The following is a 21364-nucleotide window of genomic DNA, read 5'->3' as shown; positions in this document are numbered from 1 at the left end:
ACCTTAATAGATTATGACAATTCAATTCAGCACCAAGATTTTCCCTCAAGCAGACCTTCAGAGCCTAAAACTCCAGAAATCTAGCCTCAAATCCTTGCTTAGCAACAATACCGACTGCTTGGTTTTGGCATATTCCCAGGCGGATTTAGATAGTTTCTCAGGCGCTAAGGGCGCCAAGGCAAAAGTAGGATTTTTGCCAGAGTTAGATCTCTTGCTCGGAGGCGCAGTCAATCACGCCAATATTCTTGGGGATTTAGATTCCAAGCAAGCTTCCGTATGCATGTTGCGTGCAGAAAAATCTTGGTCTAGCAATGGCGTTAAAGCAAAAAGAGTATTGCTAGTGAGTTTGGGCGATGTACATCTTGCTAGCGAACGGAGTTTGACTACCTATTCCAAAGTTGCTCGTGCAGCTTTGAAGGTTTTAAGTGGCGGATCAATTGAAAGTGCGCTTTGGTTTACACCAAGTTTTGCGCTTGCACACAAAGCTGACTTCATTGCCGAAGAGGTTCGTCTTACAGTTCAATACGCTGGCGACCAAGCCTATCGTTTTGGCGTGCGTCAACCAGCAATGAAATTCAAAGTAAAAGATAAAGCAGACATATTTAAGCATCTCGTCTTTGCAGGTAACGATGCCTGCGCTAAAGAGCTGAAGCCTGCGGTAGAGCAGGGCGTAGCTATGGTGGAGGGTATGAATCTGGCGAAGGATTTGGGTAACCTCCCCCCAAACATCTGTACACCTACCTACCTCGGCAAGACAGCGCAGGGCTTAAGTAAAAAAACTGCTCTGAAAGTGGATGTGCTTGGGCTTAAGCAAATTGAAGCATTGGGAATGGGTTCATTTTTATCCGTTGCCAAAGGATCCGCTACCCCGCCGCAATTTATTGTGATGAAACATCAAGGTGGCAAAGCAGGAGAGGCGCCGATTGTTTTGGTGGGCAAGGGAATTACTTTTGATACTGGCGGAATTTCATTAAAGCCAGGTGAAGCCATGGATGAAATGAAGTACGACATGTGTGGCGCAGCTTCAGTGATCGGTACGATGTACTCCGTTGCTTTAATGAAATTGAAGAAGAATGTGATTGGCGTCATTCCTACTTGTGAAAATATGCCATCAGGCCAAGCCACTCGTCCTGGCGATATTGTGAAGAGCATGTCTGGACAGACTATTGAGATTCTCAACACTGATGCAGAGGGACGCTTAATTTTGTGTGATGCGCTGACTTATGTAGAGCGCTTTAAACCGGCAGCAGTGATTGACGTTGCCACCTTAACTGGTGCTTGCGTGATTGCCTTGGGTCATGTGCACAGCGGTTTGTTTTCTGAAGATGAGAACTTGGTAAGTGAGCTGACTAAAGCGGGTCATGCTTCTTTAGATACCGTATGGCGTTTGCCTTTGGATGCGGCCTATCATGAGCAACTTAAATCCAATTTTGCAGATGTGGCCAATATTGGTGGTCGTCCAGCTGGCAGTGTGACAGCAGCCTGCTTCTTGTCTCGCTTTACCGAGAAATACAAATGGGCGCACTTGGATATCGCTGGCACTGCATGGAAGAGTGGCGCCGCCAAGGGCTCTACCGGTCGTCCTGTGCCGCTTTTAGTGAACTTCTTGCTCGAGCGCAAGTAAGCACTCTATATCCTGGGTAAATATTGAATGGCTCGAATCGATTTTCATAGCAATGTTAGTGACAAGCTCGAATACGCTTGTCGCCTCACGCGGAAGATTTGGAGCGCTACGCCAGAAGGTGAACCAGTCCGCAATATTCTGATGGTGGGCGAGAAGGCGGATCTGAAAAAGCTGAATGAACTTCTTTGGGCATTTAGTAGTACTGATTTTTTGCCGCACTGTTTTATTGAGGACGAGGCCGCAGCCGAAACCCCAATAGTACTAACGGATGACTTTGCTTCCCCATCCTTGAGCGGTATTCCCCATGCTGATGTCATGATTCATTTGGGAATGCGTATGCCTGCTGATGTGCCAGCCTTGGTTGCGCGCTTTCCCAGAATCGTTGAGGTGGTCACTGTGAATGAAGCAGAGCGATTGGCAGGGCGCGAGCGCTTTAAGGCTTATCGAGAGTTGGGCCATGAGCTGCATAACTTCGATCAATCCAAAAACTAAGAGCTATGTTGATTCATCCACAGTTTGACCCTGCAGCAATTCGTATTGGATCTTTTGCAATTCATTGGTATGGCTTGATGTATTTAATGGCCTTCGTTCAATTTTTACTTCTAGGGCGCTTGCGTATTCTCGCCCCACGCTACCAAGCCCTGGGTTGGACCTATAAAGATCTTGAGGATCTTCTTTTTGCCGGCGTTCTTGGCGTGGTGCTAGGTGGTCGTTTGGGTTACACCTTGTTTTATATGCCAGGCTTCTATCTAACTCATCCTTTGAGTATTTTTAAAATTTGGGAAGGCGGCATGTCTTTTCATGGCGGCTTGTTAGGGGTGCTGGTTGCACTCTTCTGGTTCGCTAAAAAACACAAGACCACCTTTTTTGTCGTGAGTGATTTGGTTGCGCCACTAGTTCCCTTTGGCTTGGCTTTCGGTCGACTGGGGAACTTTATTAATGGTGAGTTATGGGGCAGGCCTACTGATTTACCTTGGGCGATGATTTTTCCTTTAGTGGATTCCATCCCACGCCATCCATCGCAGATTTATCAACTGCTTGGTGAAGGTGTGCTGCTCGGTATTGCGCTCTGGATTTATGCAGGTAGGCCTAGACGTGTTGGTCAGGTGTCCGGATTTTTCTTGTTGGGTTACGGTATTTGCCGTTTCTTAGCGGAGTATGCGCGTGAGCCCGATTCCTTCTTGGGCCTCTTGGGCTTGGGCTTATCTATGGGTCAGTGGTTGTGTGTGCCAATGATGTTGTTTGGCCTCTATCTCATGACTGCATTCAAATCCAAGAGTCAATAATTAGCGCATGCTGAATGAAGAGCTAACACTTCGAAAATTAGAGGTACTGTGCTCGTTTATACGGACTGGCAGTCTTTCTAAAACAGCGGAAGAGTTACGCTTAAGTTCAGTCAGTATTCACAAGGCATTGCATTCGCTGGAATCCGGAATAGGGTGCGCTCTATTTGTAAAAGATGGGCGTCAGTTAAAAGCTTTGCCAGCTGCTATTTATTTGGCTGAAGCAAGTGCAGATTTATTGGCCGATGTAGACCGCGTTCTAAAAAAGACTAGAGCCAAGGCCGGTGTCGAGAGCGGGCAAATTCGTCTAGGGTCAATGTACTCTTTGACTGCCAATATCATTCCTAGAGTCATCATGGGCACCAAAATTCGTAGACCTGATTTGGATATTGATTTATATCTGGGATCTAACGAGGATTTGATGAAGCGGCTCAGCGAGGGTAATGTAGATGCAGTAGTCATGGCAGTTCCTACAAGAGATCTTCCAGAGGGCGTCCAGGTAGTTCCTCTTTTTGAGGACCAGTTGTTTTTAGCCTCCTCAAAAAACAATAAGCCAACCGAAGCCAATATTGATTTATCCGAGTACCAAAATGAGAAGTTTCTGACCCTTCAAGATGGTTTTGCCACCACTTCAGGGTTTTATGAAGCTTTCCAGTTAGCTGGATTTGCCCCCAATGTGGTGATGAAGGTGGGCGATATCTTTTCTCTCATGAATATGGTCTCAGGCGACCTGGGAAGATCTTTGCTGCCTGGTCGGGTGAAGGCTTTAATGGGTGATGCGATTGAATTTACCCCTTTATTGCCAAAATATCAGGTAACCCAACATATTGCCCTAATGTACCTCCAGGCTAATGAATCAAACCCCAATATCCTCGCTCTAGCGGCTGAAACCCGCATGTTGCATCGCAATAATTCCTAACCCTGTCTTAACACGTTAGCTAATCTATTAACTTAAAGTTAATGAATATATACTTTCATTAATTGATTCAGGTATGGCTCAGCTATACATTAGTGCTCAACCCCTCACCCTTTGGGTTGAATTCTTTGAGAGATATACATGCTTGAAAAGCTAGCAAAAGCCCGTTACTTTTCCCGCGTTACCGGCGCGGTCAACCGACTCATTTCAGAGCGTGGTGAATCGAATGCCGTCAGCATGGCTGACGATGTGATCCACAACTATCGCAAGCTCTCCAAAGATCAACATTCTAAATTTTTCAATTTTCTATTTGAAAAACTCAATCCTGATGCTGCTGCAGTCATGGCTGCCGCGCAAAATTTTTCAGCAGAAGCAAGTGCTCGTAATTACATTAAATTACAGCGTGTGACTGAGCCGCCGAGGCAAGAATTGTTTCGTCGACTGAATCGCGCAACCAATGGAACTGCTGCGTTAGTAGGAATGCGTCGTGATCTGTTGCAGTTGCTCGAAAAGCAACCTGAGTTAACTGCGGTTGATTTTGACTTGCGTCACCTCTTATCTTCTTGGTTTAACCCAGGATTTTTGAAGATGCATCGGGTAGATTGGAAGTCGCCTGCTGAAGTTCTTGAAAAGCTCATTCAGCATGAGGCTGTTCATGCAATTGATGGCTGGGATGACCTGCGCCGCCGCTTACAGCCTGATCGCCGCTGCTTTGCCTTCTTTCATCCGCAGCTTCCAAATGAGCCTTTGATTTTCGTTGAAGTAGCGCTTTTGCCAGAGATCCCCGCTGTCATCACTCCGTTGGTAGATAAGAAGGCGGAGACCGTTCATCAAACTTCGCAATATAAAGTGGCTGCTTTTTATTCCATTAGTAACTGTGAGCCAGGCTTGCGCGGCGTTTCCATGGGTAACTTCTTGATTAAGCGCGTTGCAGAACAATTGCATGCAGAATTCCCTGGTCTCAAAACCTTTGTGACGCTTTCACCTATTCCAGGCTTCATTGACTGGGTTGCTGCTGGCGCAGATATTGGCGGCGAAAAGACCGGCACTCAACTCAAGCCTGCAATTCGTACAGCGCGCGAGCAATCCTTAGAAGCCCTTGGACTTGCTCATCGCTCTTGGCCTGAGCGTTTAAGTGCTGGCTGGCATCCAGACAATGCTACTGAAAAAGAAAAAGCCGCTTTACTATGTCTCGCAAGTATTTACTTGGGCTTAGGCTCTGCTGGTCGTAACGGTAACCCGGTTGCTAAGTTTCACTTGGGTAATGGCGCCAAGCTTCATCAAATTAACTGGGCTGGAGATCTCTCTCGCAAGGGTTTACGACAGTCAGCAGCACTCATGGTTAATTATTTGTACGATCTTTCCTCTGTTGAGGAGAATCATGAGCGCTTTACCCATGGGGAAATTGATTATTCACGTGCAGTTGGCCGATTAATGCAGGCCTAGAAATATATTTTTGGAGGAGAGGCTCTAAAAGCAGAATTCAGAGATTATTCGCTTTAGAGTATGTGGCAAGGAAGCAGACACTAAGATCTGACCGTATTATGCAGTCTATAAAACACTACTAGGAGAACAATATGAGCAATGAATTGAAATCTGGATCTAATAAGCCAAATGCTTTGCGTCGCCAATTATTGGCGGGATCTGCAGCGTTGCCTCTAGCTGGCATCGTAGGCTATAGCCCTGCATCAAACGCTCAAGGCGCAACTAAAACCTTGAACATCTCACATCAGTTTCCTGGTGGAACTATTCAGGCAGGTGATTTCCGTGATCGCCTCTGCCGTAAATTTGCTGAATCTGTTGAAAAACGTACCAAAGGGGCTTTGAAGTTCCAGGTATACCCAGGTTCATCATTGATGAAAACCAATGCGCAGTTCAGTGCAATGCGTAAGGGTGCTTTAGATATCTCATTATTCCCAATGCCCTATGCTGGTGGAGAAGTTCCTGAGTTGAACATTGGCTTAATGCCAGCATTGGTTACTAGTTACGAGCAGGCTGCTAAATGGAAGACTGCTGAAGTAGGTAAGATGCTGACCAAAATTTTAGAAGACAAAGGAATTGTTCTCTTAAGTTGGGTTTGGCAAGCTGGTGGTGTAGCAAGTAGAAGCAAGCCAATTGTTCTCCCAGAGGACGTTAAGGGGATGAAGATTCGTGGCGGTAGTCGTGAATTTGACCTTATGCTCAAGGCGGCAGGGGCTTCGGTAATCTCATTACCTTCTAACGAAATCTACGCAGCAATGCAAACTGGTGCTATGGATGCTGCTTACACATCCTCTACAAGCTTTATGTCATTCAAGCTCGAAGAGTTGGCGAAAGCATTTACTAGTGCACGTCAAAAATCCTATTGGTTCATGCTTGAGCCGCTGATGATGTCTAAGCAAATTTTTGATGCTTTGCCAAAAGATCAACGCGATGCTCTCATGGCAGCTGGCGCCGAGATGGAGAAGTTTGGACTTGAGGCTGCAAAAGATGATGACAAGACTGCGGCCTTAGCTTATGCAAGAGCGGGTAGCAAAGTCACTGACGTTGATGCAGCTATTGTGGATAAGTGGAAAGCTATTGCACGTGATAGCGCCTGGAAAGACTACGCAGAGAAGAATGAAAGCTGCGCATCATTGTTAAGAGCAGCAGAAAAAGTAACCTAAATCATGACTCAACTTTTAAAAGCGACAGACCGCTTAATGTCTGGAATTAATAAGCTGATGGTGTTGTTTGGATCATTGGCATTGGTGGCTGCTTCAGTTATCTTGAGCTACAGCGTTGCTTCAAGGGCATTTTTTGGAGCAACGACTGATTGGCAAGATGAGGCCGCGGTATTTTGCCTGGTGGGTGCCACATTCTTGTGTGGTGCTTACGTCCAGCAAATTCGTGGACATGTGGGTATTTCGGCTGTATCTACTATGCTGCCAAAAGCAGTCAATCGTCTCAGAGTATTGATTATTGATATCGCCTCTTGTGCCTTCTGTGCTTTTTTTGCATGGAAGTCTTGGGCTTTATTTCATGAAGCGTGGGTAGATGGTCAAGTGACTTCATCTTCATGGGCTCCACCTCTGTGGATTCCATACATCATGATGTCTATTGGTATGACCTTGTTGGCGTTTCAGATTTTGCTCCAAGCGTTTGGAGATGTTGTTAATCCAGGCGAAGGGGAATAAGCATGTCAATCATGACTCTAGGATTATTGTTTGCAGCAGTTACCTTATTGGTAATGTTTTCAGGGATGCCTATCTCTTTTGCATTAGGCTCAGTAGCCGTTGTATTTATGGTGTTCTTCATGCCTGTATCTTCATTGGATACAGTGACGCAGAACGTCTACGAAGAAATGGCCAGCATCACCTTGCTCTCGATCCCGCTATTTATCTTAAAAGGGGCGGCGATCGGACGTTCACGCGCCGGTCAAGATTTGTATGAAGCTTTGCACGTTTGGCTTGGTAAAGTTCCTGGTGGATTGGGCGTTGCTAACGTTTTAGCTTGTGCTCTGTTTGCTGCGATGGCAGGATCCAGTCCTGCAACATGCTCCGCTATTGGCAGCGCAGGCATTCCGGAGATGCGTAAGCGTGGTTACTCACCTGGATTGGCAGCGGGCATTATTGCTGCTGGCGGCACTCTCGGTATTCTCTTGCCACCTTCCATTACGATGATTTTGTACTCAGTTGCTGCAGAGCAATCATTGGGACGTTTATTCCTTGCTGGCATTGGCCCTGGCTTGATGCTGGTACTGTTCTTCTCAATCTACACCGTTTATCGCTTCCGTAAGGAATACAACCTAGCCTTAGCGGCTGTTCAGGTTGGCGCTCCTAGTCATCCAATATTGGAGCGACACACATACACCATGCAGCAGAAGATGAGTTCTCTGCCACGGGTGCTGCCTTTCTTGGTTTTATTGATTGGTGTGATGGTTGCGCTCTACGGCGGCTATGCAACACCTTCTGAAACTGCGGGCCTTGGTGCAATCTTAGCCTTCGCATTAATTGCTGGCATTTACAAAATGTGGCGCATTAAGGATTTGTCGCCATTGCTCAATGCCACCATTAAAGAATCCACAATGTTGATGTTCATTATTGGAATGTCTTTATTGTTTTCCAATGTGATGAGCCATTTGCATCTCAGCCAGTCAGCTGCGCAAGCGATTGTTGACCTTGGCTTTGGACGTTGGGGATTATTGGCTGCTATTTTGATTTTGGTGGTGATCTTGGGCTTCTTCTTGCCGCCGGTCTCTATTATTTTGATGACTGCACCAATTTTCTTGCCACCACTAAGAGCCGCTGGGTTTGATTTGGTTTGGTTTGGAGTGGTAATGACCATTGTGATGGAAACGGGTTTGATACATCCACCGGTGGGCCTCAATATCTTCGTAATCAAAAACATCGCACCGGATATTTCTCTAAATGAAATCATCTGGGGCGTATTCCCATTTGTGATCATCATGATTCTTTCTGTTGTGTTGCTCTGCTTTGTGCCAGAGATTGCTACCGGATTATCTGATTTGGTTATGGGTGTGGCCAAGGTACATTGATTGCAGTATTGATAAAAATAATAGTCTTATAGGAAATTTCATGAATTTATATTCACTCTTGGAAAAAGGTTTTCCAAAAGATAAAAAAGCGTGTGCTCTCGAGACGCACGACGGTCTTTATTACTCTTGGGGTGACCTTGAGTCAGCAACCGCCAAGCTTGCTAATTTGCTTGCTAGCCTGAAGCTTCCAAAAGGAGCCAGGGTTGCAGTACAGGTTGAGAAGTCTCCTGAGGCACTTTTTCTTTATCTAGCAACCATTCGTGCGGGCTATGTGTATTTGCCGCTGAATACCGCTTATCAGTCAGCCGAAATCCAGTACTTCCTAGAGAATGCTGAGCCAGCAGTAGTTGTCTGCAGCAGCAAGAATCTCTCTTGGGTTTCCAAGGTGGCTTCTAAGGCTGGTACTAAGCATGTATTCACGCTGGACGAGAATCGTACGGGTACTTTATTGGAGCGCGCAGGAAATCTGAGCGACAAATTCAAGACTGTTCCAGCAAAAGATGATGATCTTGCAGCGATTCTGTATACCTCCGGTACAACAGGCCGTAGCAAGGGCGCAATGCTTACTCATAAGAACCTTGGCAGCAATGCACAAGTGTTGCAAAAGTTCTGGGGTTGGAAAAAAGGTGATGTATTGCTGCACGCTTTGCCTATCTTCCACGTTCATGGATTGTTTGTGGCGGCCCATGGCGCATTGATTAATGGCAGCAAAATGATTTGGTTGCCGCGTTTAGATACTGCGCAGTTGATTAAGCACATGCCGCAGTCCACCGTGATGATGGGTGTGCCGACATTCTATGTACGTCTATTGGCTGACAAAGGATTTACTAAAAAAGTAGCAAGCAATATGCGTTTATTTGTTTCTGGTTCAGCTCCTTTGCTGACAGAAACATTTAACACTTTCAAAGAAGTGATTGGCCAGCCGATTCTTGAGCGTTATGGCATGAGTGAGACGGTGATGTTGGTTTCCAATCCTTACAAAGGAAAACGCGTAGGTGGTTCAGTTGGTCTGCCATTGCCTGGCGTTAAGGTACGTGTAGTGACTGAAGATAACAAGCCATGCAAGGTTAATGAAATTGGCAGCATTCAGGTGAAGGGTCCGAATGTGTTTGCAGGATACTGGCGCATGCCTGAGAAGACTGCCGAAGAATTTACCAAAGACGGCTGGTTTAAAACTGGTGACGTCGGTCGTTGGGGTGGCGATGCTAATGGTGGGAAAGCGCCTAATGATTACTTATGTATCGTTGGTCGTAGCAAAGATTTGATTATTTCTGGTGGCTACAACGTTTACCCGAAAGAGATCGAAAGTTTTATCGATGATATGGTTGGCGTTGATGAAAGTGCTGTGATTGGTATTCCGCATCCTGATTTTGGTGAGGCAGTGATGGCAGTAGTAGTGCCTAAGGCTGGCGCAAAACTCAATGCGGAAGCAATGATTGCTACTTTGAAAACACAAATTGCAAACTTTAAGATTCCAAAGCGCGTAGAGATTGTTGCTGATTTACCTCGTAACGCTATGGGTAAGGTGCAAAAGAATATTTTGCGTCAGCAGTACACGGCGTAATTAGAAGCCGAATGCCTTGCGGCTTTCATTAAACATGAAGGCTGCAAGGAAAAAAAGCATGATGCCAAAAACTCGTTTGAGCTGAGCGATATCGAGTTTTCTGGCCATCTTTGCACCTAAAGGTGCGGTAAAGATACTGACCGTCACGATGCACGCAACCGCCGGTAAATAAACAAAGCCCAAAGAGCCTGCTGGAAGATTGGGGTTGCCCCAGCTTCCAAACATATAGCCTATCGTCGCCGCTGCAGCAATTGGAAAGCCTAAGCCAGATGAGGTGGCCATCGCTGTATGTGGCTTGACGTTGCACCAAAGCATAAATGGCACAGTAATAAATGCCCCACCTGCGCCTACTAAGCTTGCAAGGGCTCCAGCAAAGGTGCCAAACGAAAATAATCCAAGCGTCCCAGGCAAGTCTCTGCCTGCCTTAGGCTTCTTATTGAGGAGCATTTGGATTGAGGTGTAAACAATGAAGACTGCGAAGAAAAGTGAGAGCCATGAGGTCTTGAGCGCCTCAAACAATTCACTGCCACCAACCAGTCCACCAAAAATCATTCCGGGACTCAAGGAGGCGACGAGCTTCCAATCAATAGAGCCATGTTTGTGATGTGCCCAAATTGCAGAGGTGGTGGTAAATAGAATGGTGGCCATGCCTGTTGCAATGGCCATATGCACGATGACTTCTTGACTAAATCCCAGATGGTTAAAAACCAAGATCATGAAGGGCACCAGAATCATGCCGCCACCAATACCCAGCAGTCCAGCCAAGTAGCCAGAGATGGCGCCGCACAACATCAACATCAAGATATCGCTTAGTAACATGAATTCCCCGCCTTAGCCGCTAGGCCGTCATCCTGAACCCTAAGGTTCAAGGTGGAACGGCTACTCTGCTTCGGGTGCATTAAGGGGCTCAGGGAGTAACCAAGTCTAAGTTGGCACTGTGAACTCGCAAAACGCTCACGCCCACAAGGTAAAGATCGTTCCGGATGCTTGCGCATCGGTTCAAGGAACTATTGGCCTTGGCGAACCAGGCAGGGAAAGGGTTTGCATCAAAGCATCTACTTGATCTTCAAGTGCACGAATCTCACCTTGAAGACGAGTTACTTCATCAGCGCTCACATGGGAGGGAGTGCTTTGTTGCGATGGATTTTTTTGTAAAGTAATGAGATCACCAGCAATTTTGAGTGCGGCCATCATGCTCGCTCTTTCAATACTGCGGTTGCCACCATTGATGGCTAGTTGAATTTGTTCATCCACCAAGACACATGCTGCACGGAGTAATGGCTCATGCTCAGTACTGGTTGCCAGAGTAATTTTCTGACCGGCGAGACTTACCTCAATGCGTTGTTGGCTCATTGTCATCCTCAGGGTTATTTGGTGGGATAGCTTCGCCCAGTAGATTGAGTTGGCGGCCGTCGCTTTGTTCTGGCAGGCGACTTAGGATGTGTTGAATGCGCTTTTGCGCATCTTCAATCTTGTTTTCGAGTTGCACTCGATTTTGATTGGAGTTTTGAACGGCCTCAGCAATAACCTGAATTTTTCCAGTCACTCGATTGATGGATGCGCATAGCGCATCCATGTCTGAGGCTAGGTCGCCAGTGGAAAGAGGGGGGGTCTCGCTCATACTGGCATTGTAGTCTGAAAAAAGAGCTTATTTCATGGCGTAACGCAGGCCGGCAAATACGTTGGATCCTGGCGTGTTGTACCCGTATGTCAATTGATACTGTTTATTGAGCATATTGTTCCAGCGTGCAAATACAGTCCAATTTGGCTCGAATTCATAGCTCGAATACAGGTTGAGGATGGAATAACCACCCATGATGCCGTTGTAAGCATTGCCAGAATTAGCATCTGTCCCAGAAATATCTTGTCGCTGGCCCGAGAAGGTGCCCCCTAAGCCTGCAATAACGCGATTGCGATTGTATTCAACGGAAGCATTGCCAAATGTTCGGGCACGTTTTGCTAGGACTTGATCGGTGGTTTGGTTGATTGGACTTTGCTGATCAAAAGAGCCTTTTAATGCGAAGTTACCTAGACGTGCGCCTAGCCCAATCGACACACCGCTAATTTTTGCCACAGCAACATTAGAGGCGCATCCATAAATTAATGAAGCAGGACAATTCACGTTTGCAAATTGAATCAGGTTGGTGGTGGTGTTGTTGTAGCCGACTAAATGAGCATCATATGTATTAGTGTCGTAATGCAATCCCACCTCAGTATTTTTACTTTTTTCGGCCTGAAGATTGGGGTTGCCGTAGCCAGGATAGTAGAGGTCATTAAATGATGGCGCTCTAAATCCAGTTCCATAGTTAATATTTGCTCGCCACTCTTTCGTGAAAAAATATCCATATGATGCGCCACCAGTGGTTTGGGGGCCGTAACCGGTGATGCTGTCATTTCTAAGCGACACGTTCGCAAGATTGGAGCCTCGCTTTAGTTGGTAAGAGGCTGCTGCTGAGTTGGTATTTCTACTTTGACTAAATGCTTCTGGCAAGCCGCTTGTAAAAAAGTTAATTTGATTGAGGTCTACATTTTGAGTGCGGCGCTCAGCCAGGAGTTGCAAGAGATCTGTGCCGATTGCAATATCGTTTTGCCAAGTGTAAATATTTTGCTTGGTTTTGGTGATTGGGTTATACGCAGGGCTATAAGTAGTGGCATCTTGTAAATTCTGTCCACTGTTATTTGACAGGGATGCTTGTAACAAACTTTTCCAAATATCGGTCACTTGATTTTGTGAAAACAGGCTGTAGGTGCCAAGCTGATTAATAAAGCTTTGCGCTTGCTGAGGCCCTGGGGCACCACAAGGGCCCGCGGTATTGTAGGAACAGTCGGTATAACTTGGATTGTTAGCATAATCACCCGCATTAAATCCTGGCACTTGATTGCTTAAGCGACTCTGCATAAATTGAGCGCCAATTACTTGACCCTTAGACCACTCTTGGGATAATTTTCCAGTTACACCACTTTGTACGTAGCCGGTTTTCATTGCAGTAAGTCCAAAAGGGTTGTTGCTTGCAATGCTGTTGTATCCGGTTGAAAGGGTTTGGCTAACGCCGAGCGAGTAGCGAATCTTTTGCTCACCTTCAGTAGCGCCGTAAACACTAGCCTCGCTAACGCTGGTTCCATAAGTGCCGTAACCCGTTGATGCGCTGACCTTAGGCGGTCCAGAACCATCCTTGGTAAAAATCTGTACTACGCCACCAATTGCGTCTGATCCATATAGGCTGCTCTGTGGACCGAAGACAATTTCAATGTGATCAATTAATGGCAGGGGGATAGACTCCCAAGTAGGGCCTCCATTAAATCCTGAGTCAGAGCGTATGCCGTCAATTAAGACAATGCTTTGTCCATTTGATGCGCCGCGTAAAAATACGCTAGCTCCTGTTCCGCCCGCTCCATTACCACTTGTGATTTCTACGCCGCGTTGTCTCTGCAAAAGTTGCGTTAAAGAAGATTGGCCAGCTTGAGCAATTTCTTCTGGGCCTATGTAGTCATAATCTGCCAAAACGTTATTGCCCAGGGTTGGGGCTCGATTGGCAGTGACAATCACTGGTTCGCTTGGGCTAAGTGAGTTGGTCACTGAAACGCTTGAGCCAACCTGAGCTGATGCTGTTGAAAAAATGCTTAATGTGATTATGGCGCCACAGAATGTAGCGACCGCTTTAATGAACTGCTGCTTCATGATTCACTTTCTGTTATCGATTGCCTAGCTAACTTCCCCGTTAGCTGGGTCGAACAGAATTTCCCGTGCAGGAGTTCAGGCGTCAGTTGGGCGCAGTATCAAGAGACTCAGCGCTTACTTGGCGCGCGAAGATCCCCGTCCGCAAAATTCCACCTGTCTTGGCCGGTATCCGGGCTAGTAAATATCAGAATCTGGCCTTCCCATGCGATTGACGCGCACAGTGGCTTTGTCAGATTCCTGACGCCCCAAATAAACCAAAAGGGCGTATTTACCTACCGTTGCGGGGGCAGCACACGTTTAGTGTTTCCCGTTTAACTTTATTGCACTGCAATAAAGCACCACGACCTCTTCATTCTAGCGGATTTGAAGTGCGCCAAGAGGGTATTCAAGGCTTTGAGAGGTAAAAAAGCCTACAATAGAGGGTCTTGGAGCAAGGATTCATGACCGTATTAGATAAGCATCCCGAAAAAAACCTGATTCGTCTACAGTTGAGTCAAAACTCGGTCTTAAAAAGCTTGGATCCCTCGGCAATGGCTGATTTAGAGCGCCATTTAGAGATTGCGGACCTCAAAAAATCAGAAATCTTGCTGCATCAAGGTGATCACCAGATGGAGCAGTACTTCGTTCTGGATGGCATTCTGAAGCGGATTGTTTCGAGCGCGGATGCCAAAGAGATGATTTTGCGTTTCGCCATCGAAAAAGATATTGAAACGAGCTATGCCGCATGGCGCTTAAAAACCGCTGCCCCATACAGTATTGCGTGTGTCACTAAGGCGCGTGTAGCCCGGATGCCCATGAAGAAATGGGCAGAATTCCTTGAGGAGCACAAACCCCTCAAAGAGAGCTTTGAGTTCGAGGTGATGCGCCTGATGAGTGAAATCATGGCTCACACCATTACCTTGCATATGCTCGATGCTCCAGGCCGGGTAGAGCGTTTCTTGCGTAAATACGAGGATTTGTTCGAGCTTCTCCCAAAGAAGGAGCTGGCAGCCTACCTCAATCTCTCTCCTGAGACCCTAAGTCGCCTTAAAACGAAGCATAAAGAGCTCTTTGTTTAAGGGCCAAAAACGCTCGTAATTATAGGATTTAAGGGGAAATTGACCGAAGTCAATGATGAACCCCTTCCCCAAGCCTAATATTCATCTCAGCCTAAGCGGGATACAAAACCCGTTATGCGATTTATAACTACATTGGAGACGTTAGCGAAAGCTAAATTGCATTGGCTCTACAAGAGCAAACCCGCAATTTCTATATAAATTTCTATGACAACTGATAATCAAAACACACAATTAACCGATGGCTTTCACCTCGTCATTGACGCCCTGAAAGCAAACGACCTCGATACTATTTTCGGCCTCGTTGGTATTCCAATTACCGACTTATGTCGTTTGGCGCAAGCAGAAGGTTTGCGTTTTATCGGCTTCCGTCACGAACAACACGCAGGTAATGCTGCCGCTATTGCTGGTTACATGACGCAAAAGCCAGGTATCTGTATGACTGTTTCTGCTCCTGGTTTCTTGAACGGTTTGACAGCACTTGCTAATGCAACTGTGAACTGCTTCCCAATGATTTTGATCTCTGGTTCAAGCGAACGTGAAATCGTTGACTTGCAACAGGGTGACTACGAAGAAATGGATCAGCTCAATGCAGCTAAGCCATATTGCAAAGCTGCTTATCGTATTAACCACATTGAAGATATCGGTATCGGTTTTGCTCGCGCAATCCGTGCTGCCGTTTCTGGTCGTCCAGGTGGCGTGTATTTAGATTTGCCAGCTCAGTTGCTGGCTCAAACAATGCCTGCTGATGAAGCTAAGAAATCCATTTTCAAAGTAATCGATCCAGTTCCACGTCAAATTCCAGCGGCTGATGCAGTTGCTCGTGCATTAGATGTGTTGAAGGGCGCTAAGCGTCCATTGATTCTCTTGGGTAAGGGTGCTGCTTATGCTCAAGCCGATAAAGAGATTCGTGACTTAGTTGAAAAATCAGGTATCCCTTACTTGCCGATGTCGATGGCTAAAGGTTTGTTGCCAGACAATCATCCACAATCTGCTTCTGCAGCGCGTTCATTTGTATTGGCTGAAGCTGATGCAGTGTTATTGGTTGGTGCACGTTTGAACTGGTTGCTGGCACACGGTAAAGGTAAAACTTGGGGCAAAGAGCCTAAGAAATTTATCCAAATCGATATTCAGGCAAACGAAGTGGATAGCAACGTACAAATCGCTGCTCCATTGATCGGTGATATCGGTTCATGCGTTGGTGAACTCTTGAAGGGTATCTCTGCTGTTCCTAAGCCAAGCGCTGAGTGGATTGCTGCGATCACTGAGAAGAAGGATAAGAACTTAGCCAAGATGGCAGAGACATTGGCTAAAGAAGCAAATCCAATGAACTTCCATGGCGCATTACGTGTGATTCGTGACGTGATCAAGAAGAACCCAGATGTGAACTTGGTTAACGAAGGCGCAAACACACTCGACTATTGCCGTGCAATCGTGGATATGTACAAGCCACGTAAGCGTTTTGACTCCGGAACTTGGGGCATTATGGGAATTGGTATGGGTTACTCCATTGGCGCAGCTGTCATTAGCGGCTTGCCAACAATTGCAGTTGAAGGCGATAGCGCATTTGGCTTTAGCGGTATGGAATTGGAAACAGTTTGCCGTTACAACCTGCCAATCACGACTGTTGTATTCAATAACAACGGCGTATACCGGGGTACTGATGTAAACCCAACAGGTGGTGCTGATGTTGCACCAACTGTATTCGTTAAAGATGCTCGTTACGACAAAATGATTGAAGCGTTTGGTGGTGTTGGTTACTACGTAACTACTCCAGCAGAATTAGAAGCAGCGTTAACAGAAGCGATTGCTGCCGGTAAACCAGCCCTCATCAATGCTGTTATTGATGAAACTGCAGGTACTGAGAGTGGACGTTTAACGAACTTAAACCCATCCACAGCAGCTGCTAAGAAGTAATTCCAGACTAATTTAGAAGTAAACAAGAAAGACTTAAGGAGAAACACACATGACTAAACCATTAGACGGTATTCGCATTATTGACTTCACACACGTACAGGCAGGCCCTGCATGTACTCAGTTGTTGGCTTGGTACGGCGCTGACGTAATCAAGGTTGAGCGTCCAGGTTCTGGCGACGTAACTCGTAGCCAATTGCGCGACATTCCAGGTGCAGATGCTTTGTACTTCACAATGTTGAACGGTAACAAGCGTTCTTTGACTTTGGATACTAAGACTCAAGAAGGTAAAGAAGTTTTAGAGAAGATGATCAAAACTTCTGATGTCATGGTTGAGAACTTTGGCCCGGGCGCTTTGGATCGTATGGGATTCTCTTGGAAGCGTATCCAAGAATTGAACCCAAAAATGATCATGGCTTCTGTAAAAGGTTTTAGCGATGGCCACTCATACGAAGACTTAAAGGTATATGAGAACGTTGCTCAGTGTGCTGGCGGCGCTGCTTCAACAACTGGTTTCTGGGATGGTCCTCCTACTGTTTCTGCTGCTGCCTTGGGCGATTCCAATACCGGTATGCACTTGGCGATTGGTATTTTGACTGCGTTGATGCAGCGTCAAAAAACTGGCAAAGGTCAAAAAGTATCTTGCTCAATGCAAGACGCTGTATTGAACTTGTGCCGCGTGAAGTTGCGCGATCAACAACGTTTGGACAAGATTGGTTACTTGGAAGAGTACCCACAGTACCCACACGGTTCATTCACTGACGTAGTTCCACGTGGCGGTAACGCTGGTGGTGGCGGTCAGCCAGGTTGGGTGTTGAAGTGTAAGGGTTGGGAAACAGATCCAAACGCATACATCTACTTCACTATTCAAGGTCACGCTTGGGAGCCAATTACTCGTGCGATTGGTAAGCCAGAGTGGGCAACTGATCCAGCGTACATGACTGCTGAAGCTCGTCAAGACAAGATTTTTGACATCTTCGCAACTATTGAAGATTGGCTCAAAGACAAGACTAAATACGAAGCTGTGGACATTCTCCGCAAGTTCGATATTCCATGTGCTCCAGTTCTCTCAATGAAAGAATTGGCTAACTCACCTGACTTGCGTAAGAGTGGTTCTATCGTTGAAGTGGATCACAAAGTACGTGGTAAGTATTTGACTATCGGTAGCCCAATCAAGTTCTCTGATTTGGAAATCGAAGTTGGTCCATCACCAGTATTGGGTGAGCACACTGACGAAGTATTGGCTGATCTAGGCTATAGCGCTGATGACATCGCTAAGTTACACACAGCTAAAGCAGTTTAATAACAAGTAATACTGGCATTAATTTGAAGGCGCTCCTAGTGAGCGCCTTTTTTATTTCTTAAAAACTCTATAGACTGATCACATGAACACCAATATTGATTTACACCAGTTAGTAGAGTGCGTAGGCGATGCCATTGTGGTTGCTGATGCCCATGAAAAGATCGTGCTGTGGAATCCTGCCGCCACACGCATCTTTGGTTATTCAGAGCAAGAAGCCCTTGGAAATACTTTAGATCTCATTGTTCCTGAGCGTCAGCGCCAGAAACACAATGAGGGATACAACCATTCAATGGAGACGGGCACGACCCGTTATGGCGCATCCTTATTGAAAGTGCCAGCCAAGCACAAGGATGGCAGCACTATATCGATTGCATTCACTGTAGGCATGCTGTTTGACGCCTCGGGGAAGGCTAGCGGGGTGGCTGCCATTATTCGGGATGAAAGCGAGCGTTTTGCCGAAGAAAGGGCCCTTAAAAAGCGACTTTCTGAGCTTGAAAATCCTCAGACTTAGCCGCATATAGACCCTAACAAGAGTAAATGCAGGTTTAGATGGAATACATGCCCAAAAAACGGGCACGCCTCAATTTTCCCTATTCCCCACTGGTAAAATTGCCTTAATTCAAAATTTTCATTCTTATTAGGACTTAAATCATGGCAAAAGCACTAGAGGGGGTCAAAGTCCTCGACTTTACGCACGTTCAATCAGGCCCAACCTGCACTCAGTTGCTGGCTTGGTTTGGTGCAGACGTTATCAAAGTAGAAAAATCCGGTGAAGGCGATGCAACACGCGGTCAATTGCGTGACATCCCCGATGCGGATAGTTTGTATTTCACGATGTTGAACCATAACAAGCGTTCGATTACCGTGAATACTAAAACCCAAAAGGGTAAAGAAATTCTAGAACGCCTCATTAAAGAGTGCGACGTATTGGTTGAGAACTTTGCACCAGGTGCACTCGATCGCATGGGATTTTCTTGGGAACGTATTCAAGAACTCAATCCAATGATGATCATGGCATCTGTTAAAGGATTTGGTCCTGGCCCATATGAAGATTGCAAGGTGTATGAGAACGTAGCGCAGTGCGCGGGCGGTTCAGCATCCACCACTGGTTTTGATGATGGCCCTCCGATGGTTACTGGTGCACAAATTGGTGATAGCGGAACGGGTTTGCATTTGGCATTAGGTATCGTGACAGCACTGTATCAACGCACTCACTCTGGCCGTGGTCAGAAAGTATTGGCAGCGATGCAAGATGCAGTGTTGAACCTGTGCCGCGTGAAGTTGCGTGATCAACAGCGTTTAGAGCGCGTTGGTCTGATGCAAGAGTACCCACAATTCCCGAACGGCGAGTTCGGTGACGCTGTACCCCGTGCTGGTAATGCTTCTGGCGGTGGTCAGCCTGGTTGGATTGTGAAGTGTAAGGGCTGGGAAACTGATCCAAATGCTTACATGTATGTGATCGTACAGGCACCAGTTTGGGAAGCGATTTGTAAAGTAATTGGGCGTGAAGATTGGATTACAGATGTGCGTTTCGCATCGCCAATGGCACGCTTGCCACACTTGATGGAAATTTTCGGTGAGATCGAAAAGTGGACCATGACTATGACGAAGTTTGAAGTTATGGACGTATTGAATAAATATGACATCCCATGCGGCCCAATTCTTTCCATGAAAGAAATTGCTGAAGAGCCAGCGTTGCGCGCGACTGGAACAGTGGTTGAGGTAGATCATCCAATTCGTGGCAAGTACCTCACTGTTGGCAACCCAATTAAGTTGTCCGATAGCCCGACTGACGTAGAGCGTTCACCATTGCTTGGTGAGCATACTGATGAGATTCTTAGTGAGTTAGGTTACTCAACTGATGAATTGATTGCATTACGTCACGAGAAGGTGATCTAAGATGCGGGTTGCTTTAATTGGGAGTGCGGATTTTGGTAAGGCGGCATTAGAGGCCTTTTTAGATCGCGGCGACGAAGTGGTTGCCGTTTTCTGCCCACCCGACAATCCTAAATCAAGCAAACCCGAAGTCTTAAAAGAAGCGGCGTTAGCAAGGGGTTTAACCCCCTTGCAGTTTGCTTCCTTGAAGGGCCCAGAAGCCGCTCAGGCCATGATTGATGCCAATGCAGACATCTGTGTAATGGCTTATGTGCTTCAGTTTGTGCCGCAAGAGCTTTGTAAGATTCCTAAGCACGGCACGATTCAGTACCACCCATCCTTGCTGCCTAAATACCGTGGTCCGAGCGCCATCAATTGGGCAATTGCATTGGGTGAAGAGAGGACTGGTTTAACCATCTTCCGTCCATCCGATGGCTTAGATGAAGGCGAAGTGATTTTGCAAAAAGAAGTAGCCATTGGACCTAATGACACATTAGGCAAGATCTACTTTGATCATTTATTTCCGATCGGTGTGAAAGCTCTCCTAGAGACTGCTGATCTTGTAGTTGCAGGTAAGCATCAAGAAATAGTTCAAGATGAATCACAAGCAAACTATGAAGGTTGGTTTGATGTAAATGCTGCACAGATTCATTGGGCAACACACATCAGTCAAATCTATAACCTCATTCGTGCATGCAATCCTGCGCCTGGTGCGTGGACTAAGTTTGGCGAGCAGAAAGTACAGATCTACGATTGCCACAAACATGTGGCTGCAACGTTTGGTGCTGTTAAAGGCAAGCCGGGAGAAGTTACTCAAATCACGCTAGATTCTTTCTTCATTACCTGCCACGGTGGACAGATTGAGGTCCTGAAGGCTAAAGGCGCTGCGGGTAAAGTGACTGGTGCTGAGTTAGCTAAAGAGTTGAATCTAGAAGTAGGGCAGTTCTTTACGCTTTAACTACTTAGCAAGCATTCTGGTAATTACTTCAACAGCAATTCTGCGATGCTCTGCCGTGCCCATAATTGGGTCGCCATTTGCAAAAGGCCTCTCTACAAAAGTTAAGATCGCTTTAAAAATCAATCTTGCCTCATCCTGAGAAATGACTCTGAAAGTGTTACTTTCATTTCTCAAGCACATCCGCTGATAGGGCTCAACCAATACATCGACATAGTCAAAGTAATCAGGACTTAAACCATTTTTCTTAGTAAACCTTTGATCATAAAAGCGCATGACTGACGGAGTCACTACATTGATTCCGGAGAAACTTTTATCAACAAATACCTCTACAAATTCGCGGACATTTAATTTTGGATCTAATTGATCCATGTCTTTCGCAACTTGATTGAATTTGCCTTTTCTACCTTTCTGGATGGCCCAGAAGAAGACATTTTCCACCGAACCCAATCTTTTGCTCAAGGTGCCAAGCGAGTAACCAGCTTTGCCGGCTAAGGAACGGCTAGTAAATGCGGCAGGGTCAGCCTCCTCAACAATTGCATAGGCAGCCTGAAGAAGGTCATCCAGGGTTTTCTTTGATCGATCTTGCTTGGCATCTGAAAAGTCAATTTCGAGGTTTTTAGACATTTTGATAAGTGAACAGAAGAAATAGATATATGAATGAGTCTACCAAACCCCAT

19 protein-coding genes, 1 other RNA gene, 1 pseudogene and 1 riboswitch are annotated in these 21364 nt (G+C 46.2%); of the genes and pseudogenes, 15 read left to right on the top strand and 6 right to left on the bottom strand.

The genetic code is table 11. The annotated features are described in order from the left end of the window. The first annotated feature begins 19 nt into the window (after positions 1-19). From ICV90_RS07015 to ICV90_RS06975, 9 genes are all read left to right on the top strand, one after another. Positions 20-1624 (top strand): leucyl aminopeptidase, encoded by a 1605-nt coding sequence (locus tag ICV90_RS07015; protein ID WP_371743893.1) that lies wholly within the window; start codon positions 20-22, stop codon positions 1622-1624. 27 nt (positions 1625-1651) lie between these two features. Continuing rightward, on the top strand, positions 1652-2116 hold the full coding sequence (locus ICV90_RS07010; protein ID WP_215357569.1) for a DNA polymerase III subunit chi: 465 nt from the start codon (positions 1652-1654) through the stop codon (positions 2114-2116). 5 nt (positions 2117-2121) lie between these two features. Beyond that, complete coding sequence (gene lgt, locus ICV90_RS07005; RefSeq protein WP_215357567.1) at positions 2122-2910, top strand: prolipoprotein diacylglyceryl transferase; 789 nt, start codon at positions 2122-2124, stop codon at positions 2908-2910. Between the two features lie 7 nt (positions 2911-2917). Further along, positions 2918-3826: a LysR substrate-binding domain-containing protein gene (locus tag ICV90_RS07000; RefSeq protein WP_215357565.1), complete on the top strand. Its 909-nt coding sequence runs from the start codon at positions 2918-2920 to the stop codon at positions 3824-3826. 138 nt (positions 3827-3964) lie between these two features. Continuing rightward, positions 3965-5269, top strand: coding sequence for a malonyl-CoA decarboxylase domain-containing protein (locus ICV90_RS06995; protein ID WP_215357546.1), 1305 nt, complete (start codon positions 3965-3967; stop codon positions 5267-5269). 131 nt (positions 5270-5400) lie between these two features. Next, complete coding sequence (gene dctP / locus ICV90_RS06990; RefSeq protein ID WP_215357544.1) at positions 5401-6468, top strand: TRAP transporter substrate-binding protein DctP; 1068 nt, start codon at positions 5401-5403, stop codon at positions 6466-6468. A 3-nt stretch (positions 6469-6471) separates the two neighbouring features. Further along, a complete protein-coding gene (locus ICV90_RS06985; RefSeq protein WP_215357528.1) occupies positions 6472-6978 on the top strand; it encodes a TRAP transporter small permease in 507 nt (168 codons plus the stop codon). A 2-nt stretch (positions 6979-6980) separates the two neighbouring features. Further along, a complete protein-coding gene (locus ICV90_RS06980; protein WP_215357526.1) occupies positions 6981-8339 on the top strand; it encodes a TRAP transporter large permease in 1359 nt (452 codons plus the stop codon). Positions 8340-8379: 40 nt separating this feature from the next. After that, positions 8380-9903: a malonyl-CoA synthase gene (locus ICV90_RS06975; RefSeq protein ID WP_215357518.1), complete on the top strand. Its 1524-nt coding sequence runs from the start codon at positions 8380-8382 to the stop codon at positions 9901-9903. Here the strand turns inward: ICV90_RS06975 and ICV90_RS06970 are convergent, their stop codons facing one another. The 5 genes and pseudogenes from ICV90_RS06970 to ICV90_RS06950 all read right to left on the bottom strand — a co-directional run bounded on the left by ICV90_RS06970 (position 9904) and on the right by ICV90_RS06950 (position 13582). Next, the gene (locus tag ICV90_RS06970; RefSeq protein WP_215357516.1) at positions 9904-10722 is read right to left on the bottom strand and encodes a sulfite exporter TauE/SafE family protein; all 819 of its coding nucleotides are present in this window, start codon (positions 10720-10722) and stop codon (positions 9904-9906) included. It lies immediately after the preceding gene. Further along, a non-coding RNA gene (ssrS, locus tag ICV90_RS06965) (6S RNA) lies at positions 10723-10941 on the bottom strand. It abuts the gene before it with no gap. A 99-nt stretch (positions 10942-11040) separates the two neighbouring features. After that, a pseudogene (locus ICV90_RS10365) lies at positions 11041-11256 on the bottom strand (cell division protein ZapA); the annotation flags it as partial. After that, positions 11237-11524 (bottom strand): hypothetical protein, encoded by a 288-nt coding sequence (locus ICV90_RS06955; RefSeq protein WP_215357507.1) that lies wholly within the window; start codon positions 11522-11524, stop codon positions 11237-11239. The pseudogene ICV90_RS10365 and the gene ICV90_RS06955, both read right to left, overlap by 20 nt. A gap of 27 nt (positions 11525-11551) precedes the next feature. Then, a complete protein-coding gene (locus tag ICV90_RS06950) occupies positions 11552-13582 on the bottom strand; it encodes a TonB-dependent receptor domain-containing protein (protein ID WP_215357505.1) in 2031 nt (676 codons plus the stop codon). 142 nt (positions 13583-13724) lie between these two features. Continuing rightward, a riboswitch (cobalamin riboswitch) is annotated at positions 13725-13940 on the bottom strand. 82 nt (positions 13941-14022) lie between these two features. On the opposite strand from ICV90_RS06950, the gene ICV90_RS06945 reads away from it, so the two are divergent. The 6 genes from ICV90_RS06945 to ICV90_RS06920 all read left to right on the top strand — a co-directional run bounded on the left by ICV90_RS06945 (position 14023) and on the right by ICV90_RS06920 (position 20687). Next, entirely contained in the window at positions 14023-14640 is a 618-nt protein-coding gene (locus ICV90_RS06945; protein ID WP_072583791.1) for a Crp/Fnr family transcriptional regulator, read from the top strand. 204 nt (positions 14641-14844) lie between these two features. Continuing rightward, positions 14845-16554: an oxalyl-CoA decarboxylase gene (oxc, locus tag ICV90_RS06940; RefSeq protein ID WP_215357503.1), complete on the top strand. Its 1710-nt coding sequence runs from the start codon at positions 14845-14847 to the stop codon at positions 16552-16554. 49 nt (positions 16555-16603) lie between these two features. Beyond that, entirely contained in the window at positions 16604-17854 is a 1251-nt protein-coding gene (frc, locus tag ICV90_RS06935) for a formyl-CoA transferase (RefSeq protein WP_215357501.1), read from the top strand. An 82-nt stretch (positions 17855-17936) separates the two neighbouring features. Beyond that, positions 17937-18365 carry a PAS domain S-box protein gene (locus tag ICV90_RS06930; RefSeq protein WP_215357499.1) on the top strand — a complete coding sequence of 143 codons (429 nt, stop codon included), beginning with the start codon at positions 17937-17939 and terminating at the stop codon, positions 18363-18365. Positions 18366-18505: 140 nt separating this feature from the next. Then, on the top strand, positions 18506-19753 hold the full coding sequence (gene frc, locus ICV90_RS06925; protein WP_215357497.1) for a formyl-CoA transferase: 1248 nt from the start codon (positions 18506-18508) through the stop codon (positions 19751-19753). Between the two features lies 1 nt (position 19754). Next, positions 19755-20687 (top strand): methionyl-tRNA formyltransferase, encoded by a 933-nt coding sequence (locus tag ICV90_RS06920; RefSeq protein WP_215357495.1) that lies wholly within the window; start codon positions 19755-19757, stop codon positions 20685-20687. Here the strand turns inward: ICV90_RS06920 and ICV90_RS06915 are convergent, their stop codons facing one another. After that, the gene (locus tag ICV90_RS06915; protein WP_215357492.1) at positions 20688-21311 is read right to left on the bottom strand and encodes a TetR/AcrR family transcriptional regulator; all 624 of its coding nucleotides are present in this window, start codon (positions 21309-21311) and stop codon (positions 20688-20690) included. Positions 21312-21364 lie beyond the last annotated feature (53 nt).

This window comes from Polynucleobacter sp. JS-JIR-II-b4 (assembly GCF_018687815.1).
In the GTDB taxonomy this organism is placed as follows: Bacteria; Pseudomonadota; Gammaproteobacteria; order Burkholderiales; family Burkholderiaceae; genus Polynucleobacter.
This window is presented reverse-complemented; position numbering and strand designations above follow the sequence as displayed.

Excerpts from the sequence above, each read along its gene's own strand:
- ICV90_RS07010 (WP_215357569.1), top strand. The coding sequence starts at position 1,652 with ATGGCTCGAATCGATTTTCATAGCAATGTTAGTGACAAGCTCGAATAC.
- lgt (WP_215357567.1), top strand. The coding sequence starts at position 2,122 with ATGTTGATTCATCCACAGTTTGACCCTGCAGCAATTCGTATTGGATCT.
- ICV90_RS07000 (WP_215357565.1), top strand. The coding sequence starts at position 2,918 with ATGCTGAATGAAGAGCTAACACTTCGAAAATTAGAGGTACTGTGCTCG.
- ICV90_RS06995 (WP_215357546.1), top strand. The coding sequence starts at position 3,965 with ATGCTTGAAAAGCTAGCAAAAGCCCGTTACTTTTCCCGCGTTACCGGC.
- dctP (WP_215357544.1), top strand. The coding sequence starts at position 5,401 with ATGAGCAATGAATTGAAATCTGGATCTAATAAGCCAAATGCTTTGCGT.
- ICV90_RS06985 (WP_215357528.1), top strand. The coding sequence starts at position 6,472 with ATGACTCAACTTTTAAAAGCGACAGACCGCTTAATGTCTGGAATTAAT.
- ICV90_RS06980 (WP_215357526.1), top strand. The coding sequence starts at position 6,981 with ATGTCAATCATGACTCTAGGATTATTGTTTGCAGCAGTTACCTTATTG.
- ICV90_RS06975 (WP_215357518.1), top strand. The coding sequence starts at position 8,380 with ATGAATTTATATTCACTCTTGGAAAAAGGTTTTCCAAAAGATAAAAAA.
- ICV90_RS06970 (WP_215357516.1), bottom strand. The coding sequence starts at position 10,722 with ATGTTACTAAGCGATATCTTGATGTTGATGTTGTGCGGCGCCATCTCT.
- ICV90_RS06955 (WP_215357507.1), bottom strand. The coding sequence starts at position 11,524 with ATGAGCGAGACCCCCCCTCTTTCCACTGGCGACCTAGCCTCAGACATG.
- ICV90_RS06950 (WP_215357505.1), bottom strand. The coding sequence starts at position 13,582 with ATGAAGCAGCAGTTCATTAAAGCGGTCGCTACATTCTGTGGCGCCATA.
- ICV90_RS06945 (WP_072583791.1), top strand. The coding sequence starts at position 14,023 with ATGACCGTATTAGATAAGCATCCCGAAAAAAACCTGATTCGTCTACAG.
- oxc (WP_215357503.1), top strand. The coding sequence starts at position 14,845 with ATGACAACTGATAATCAAAACACACAATTAACCGATGGCTTTCACCTC.
- frc (WP_215357501.1), top strand. The coding sequence starts at position 16,604 with ATGACTAAACCATTAGACGGTATTCGCATTATTGACTTCACACACGTA.
- ICV90_RS06930 (WP_215357499.1), top strand. The coding sequence starts at position 17,937 with ATGAACACCAATATTGATTTACACCAGTTAGTAGAGTGCGTAGGCGAT.
- frc (WP_215357497.1), top strand. The coding sequence starts at position 18,506 with ATGGCAAAAGCACTAGAGGGGGTCAAAGTCCTCGACTTTACGCACGTT.
- ICV90_RS06920 (WP_215357495.1), top strand. The coding sequence starts at position 19,755 with ATGCGGGTTGCTTTAATTGGGAGTGCGGATTTTGGTAAGGCGGCATTA.
- ICV90_RS06915 (WP_215357492.1), bottom strand. The coding sequence starts at position 21,311 with ATGTCTAAAAACCTCGAAATTGACTTTTCAGATGCCAAGCAAGATCGA.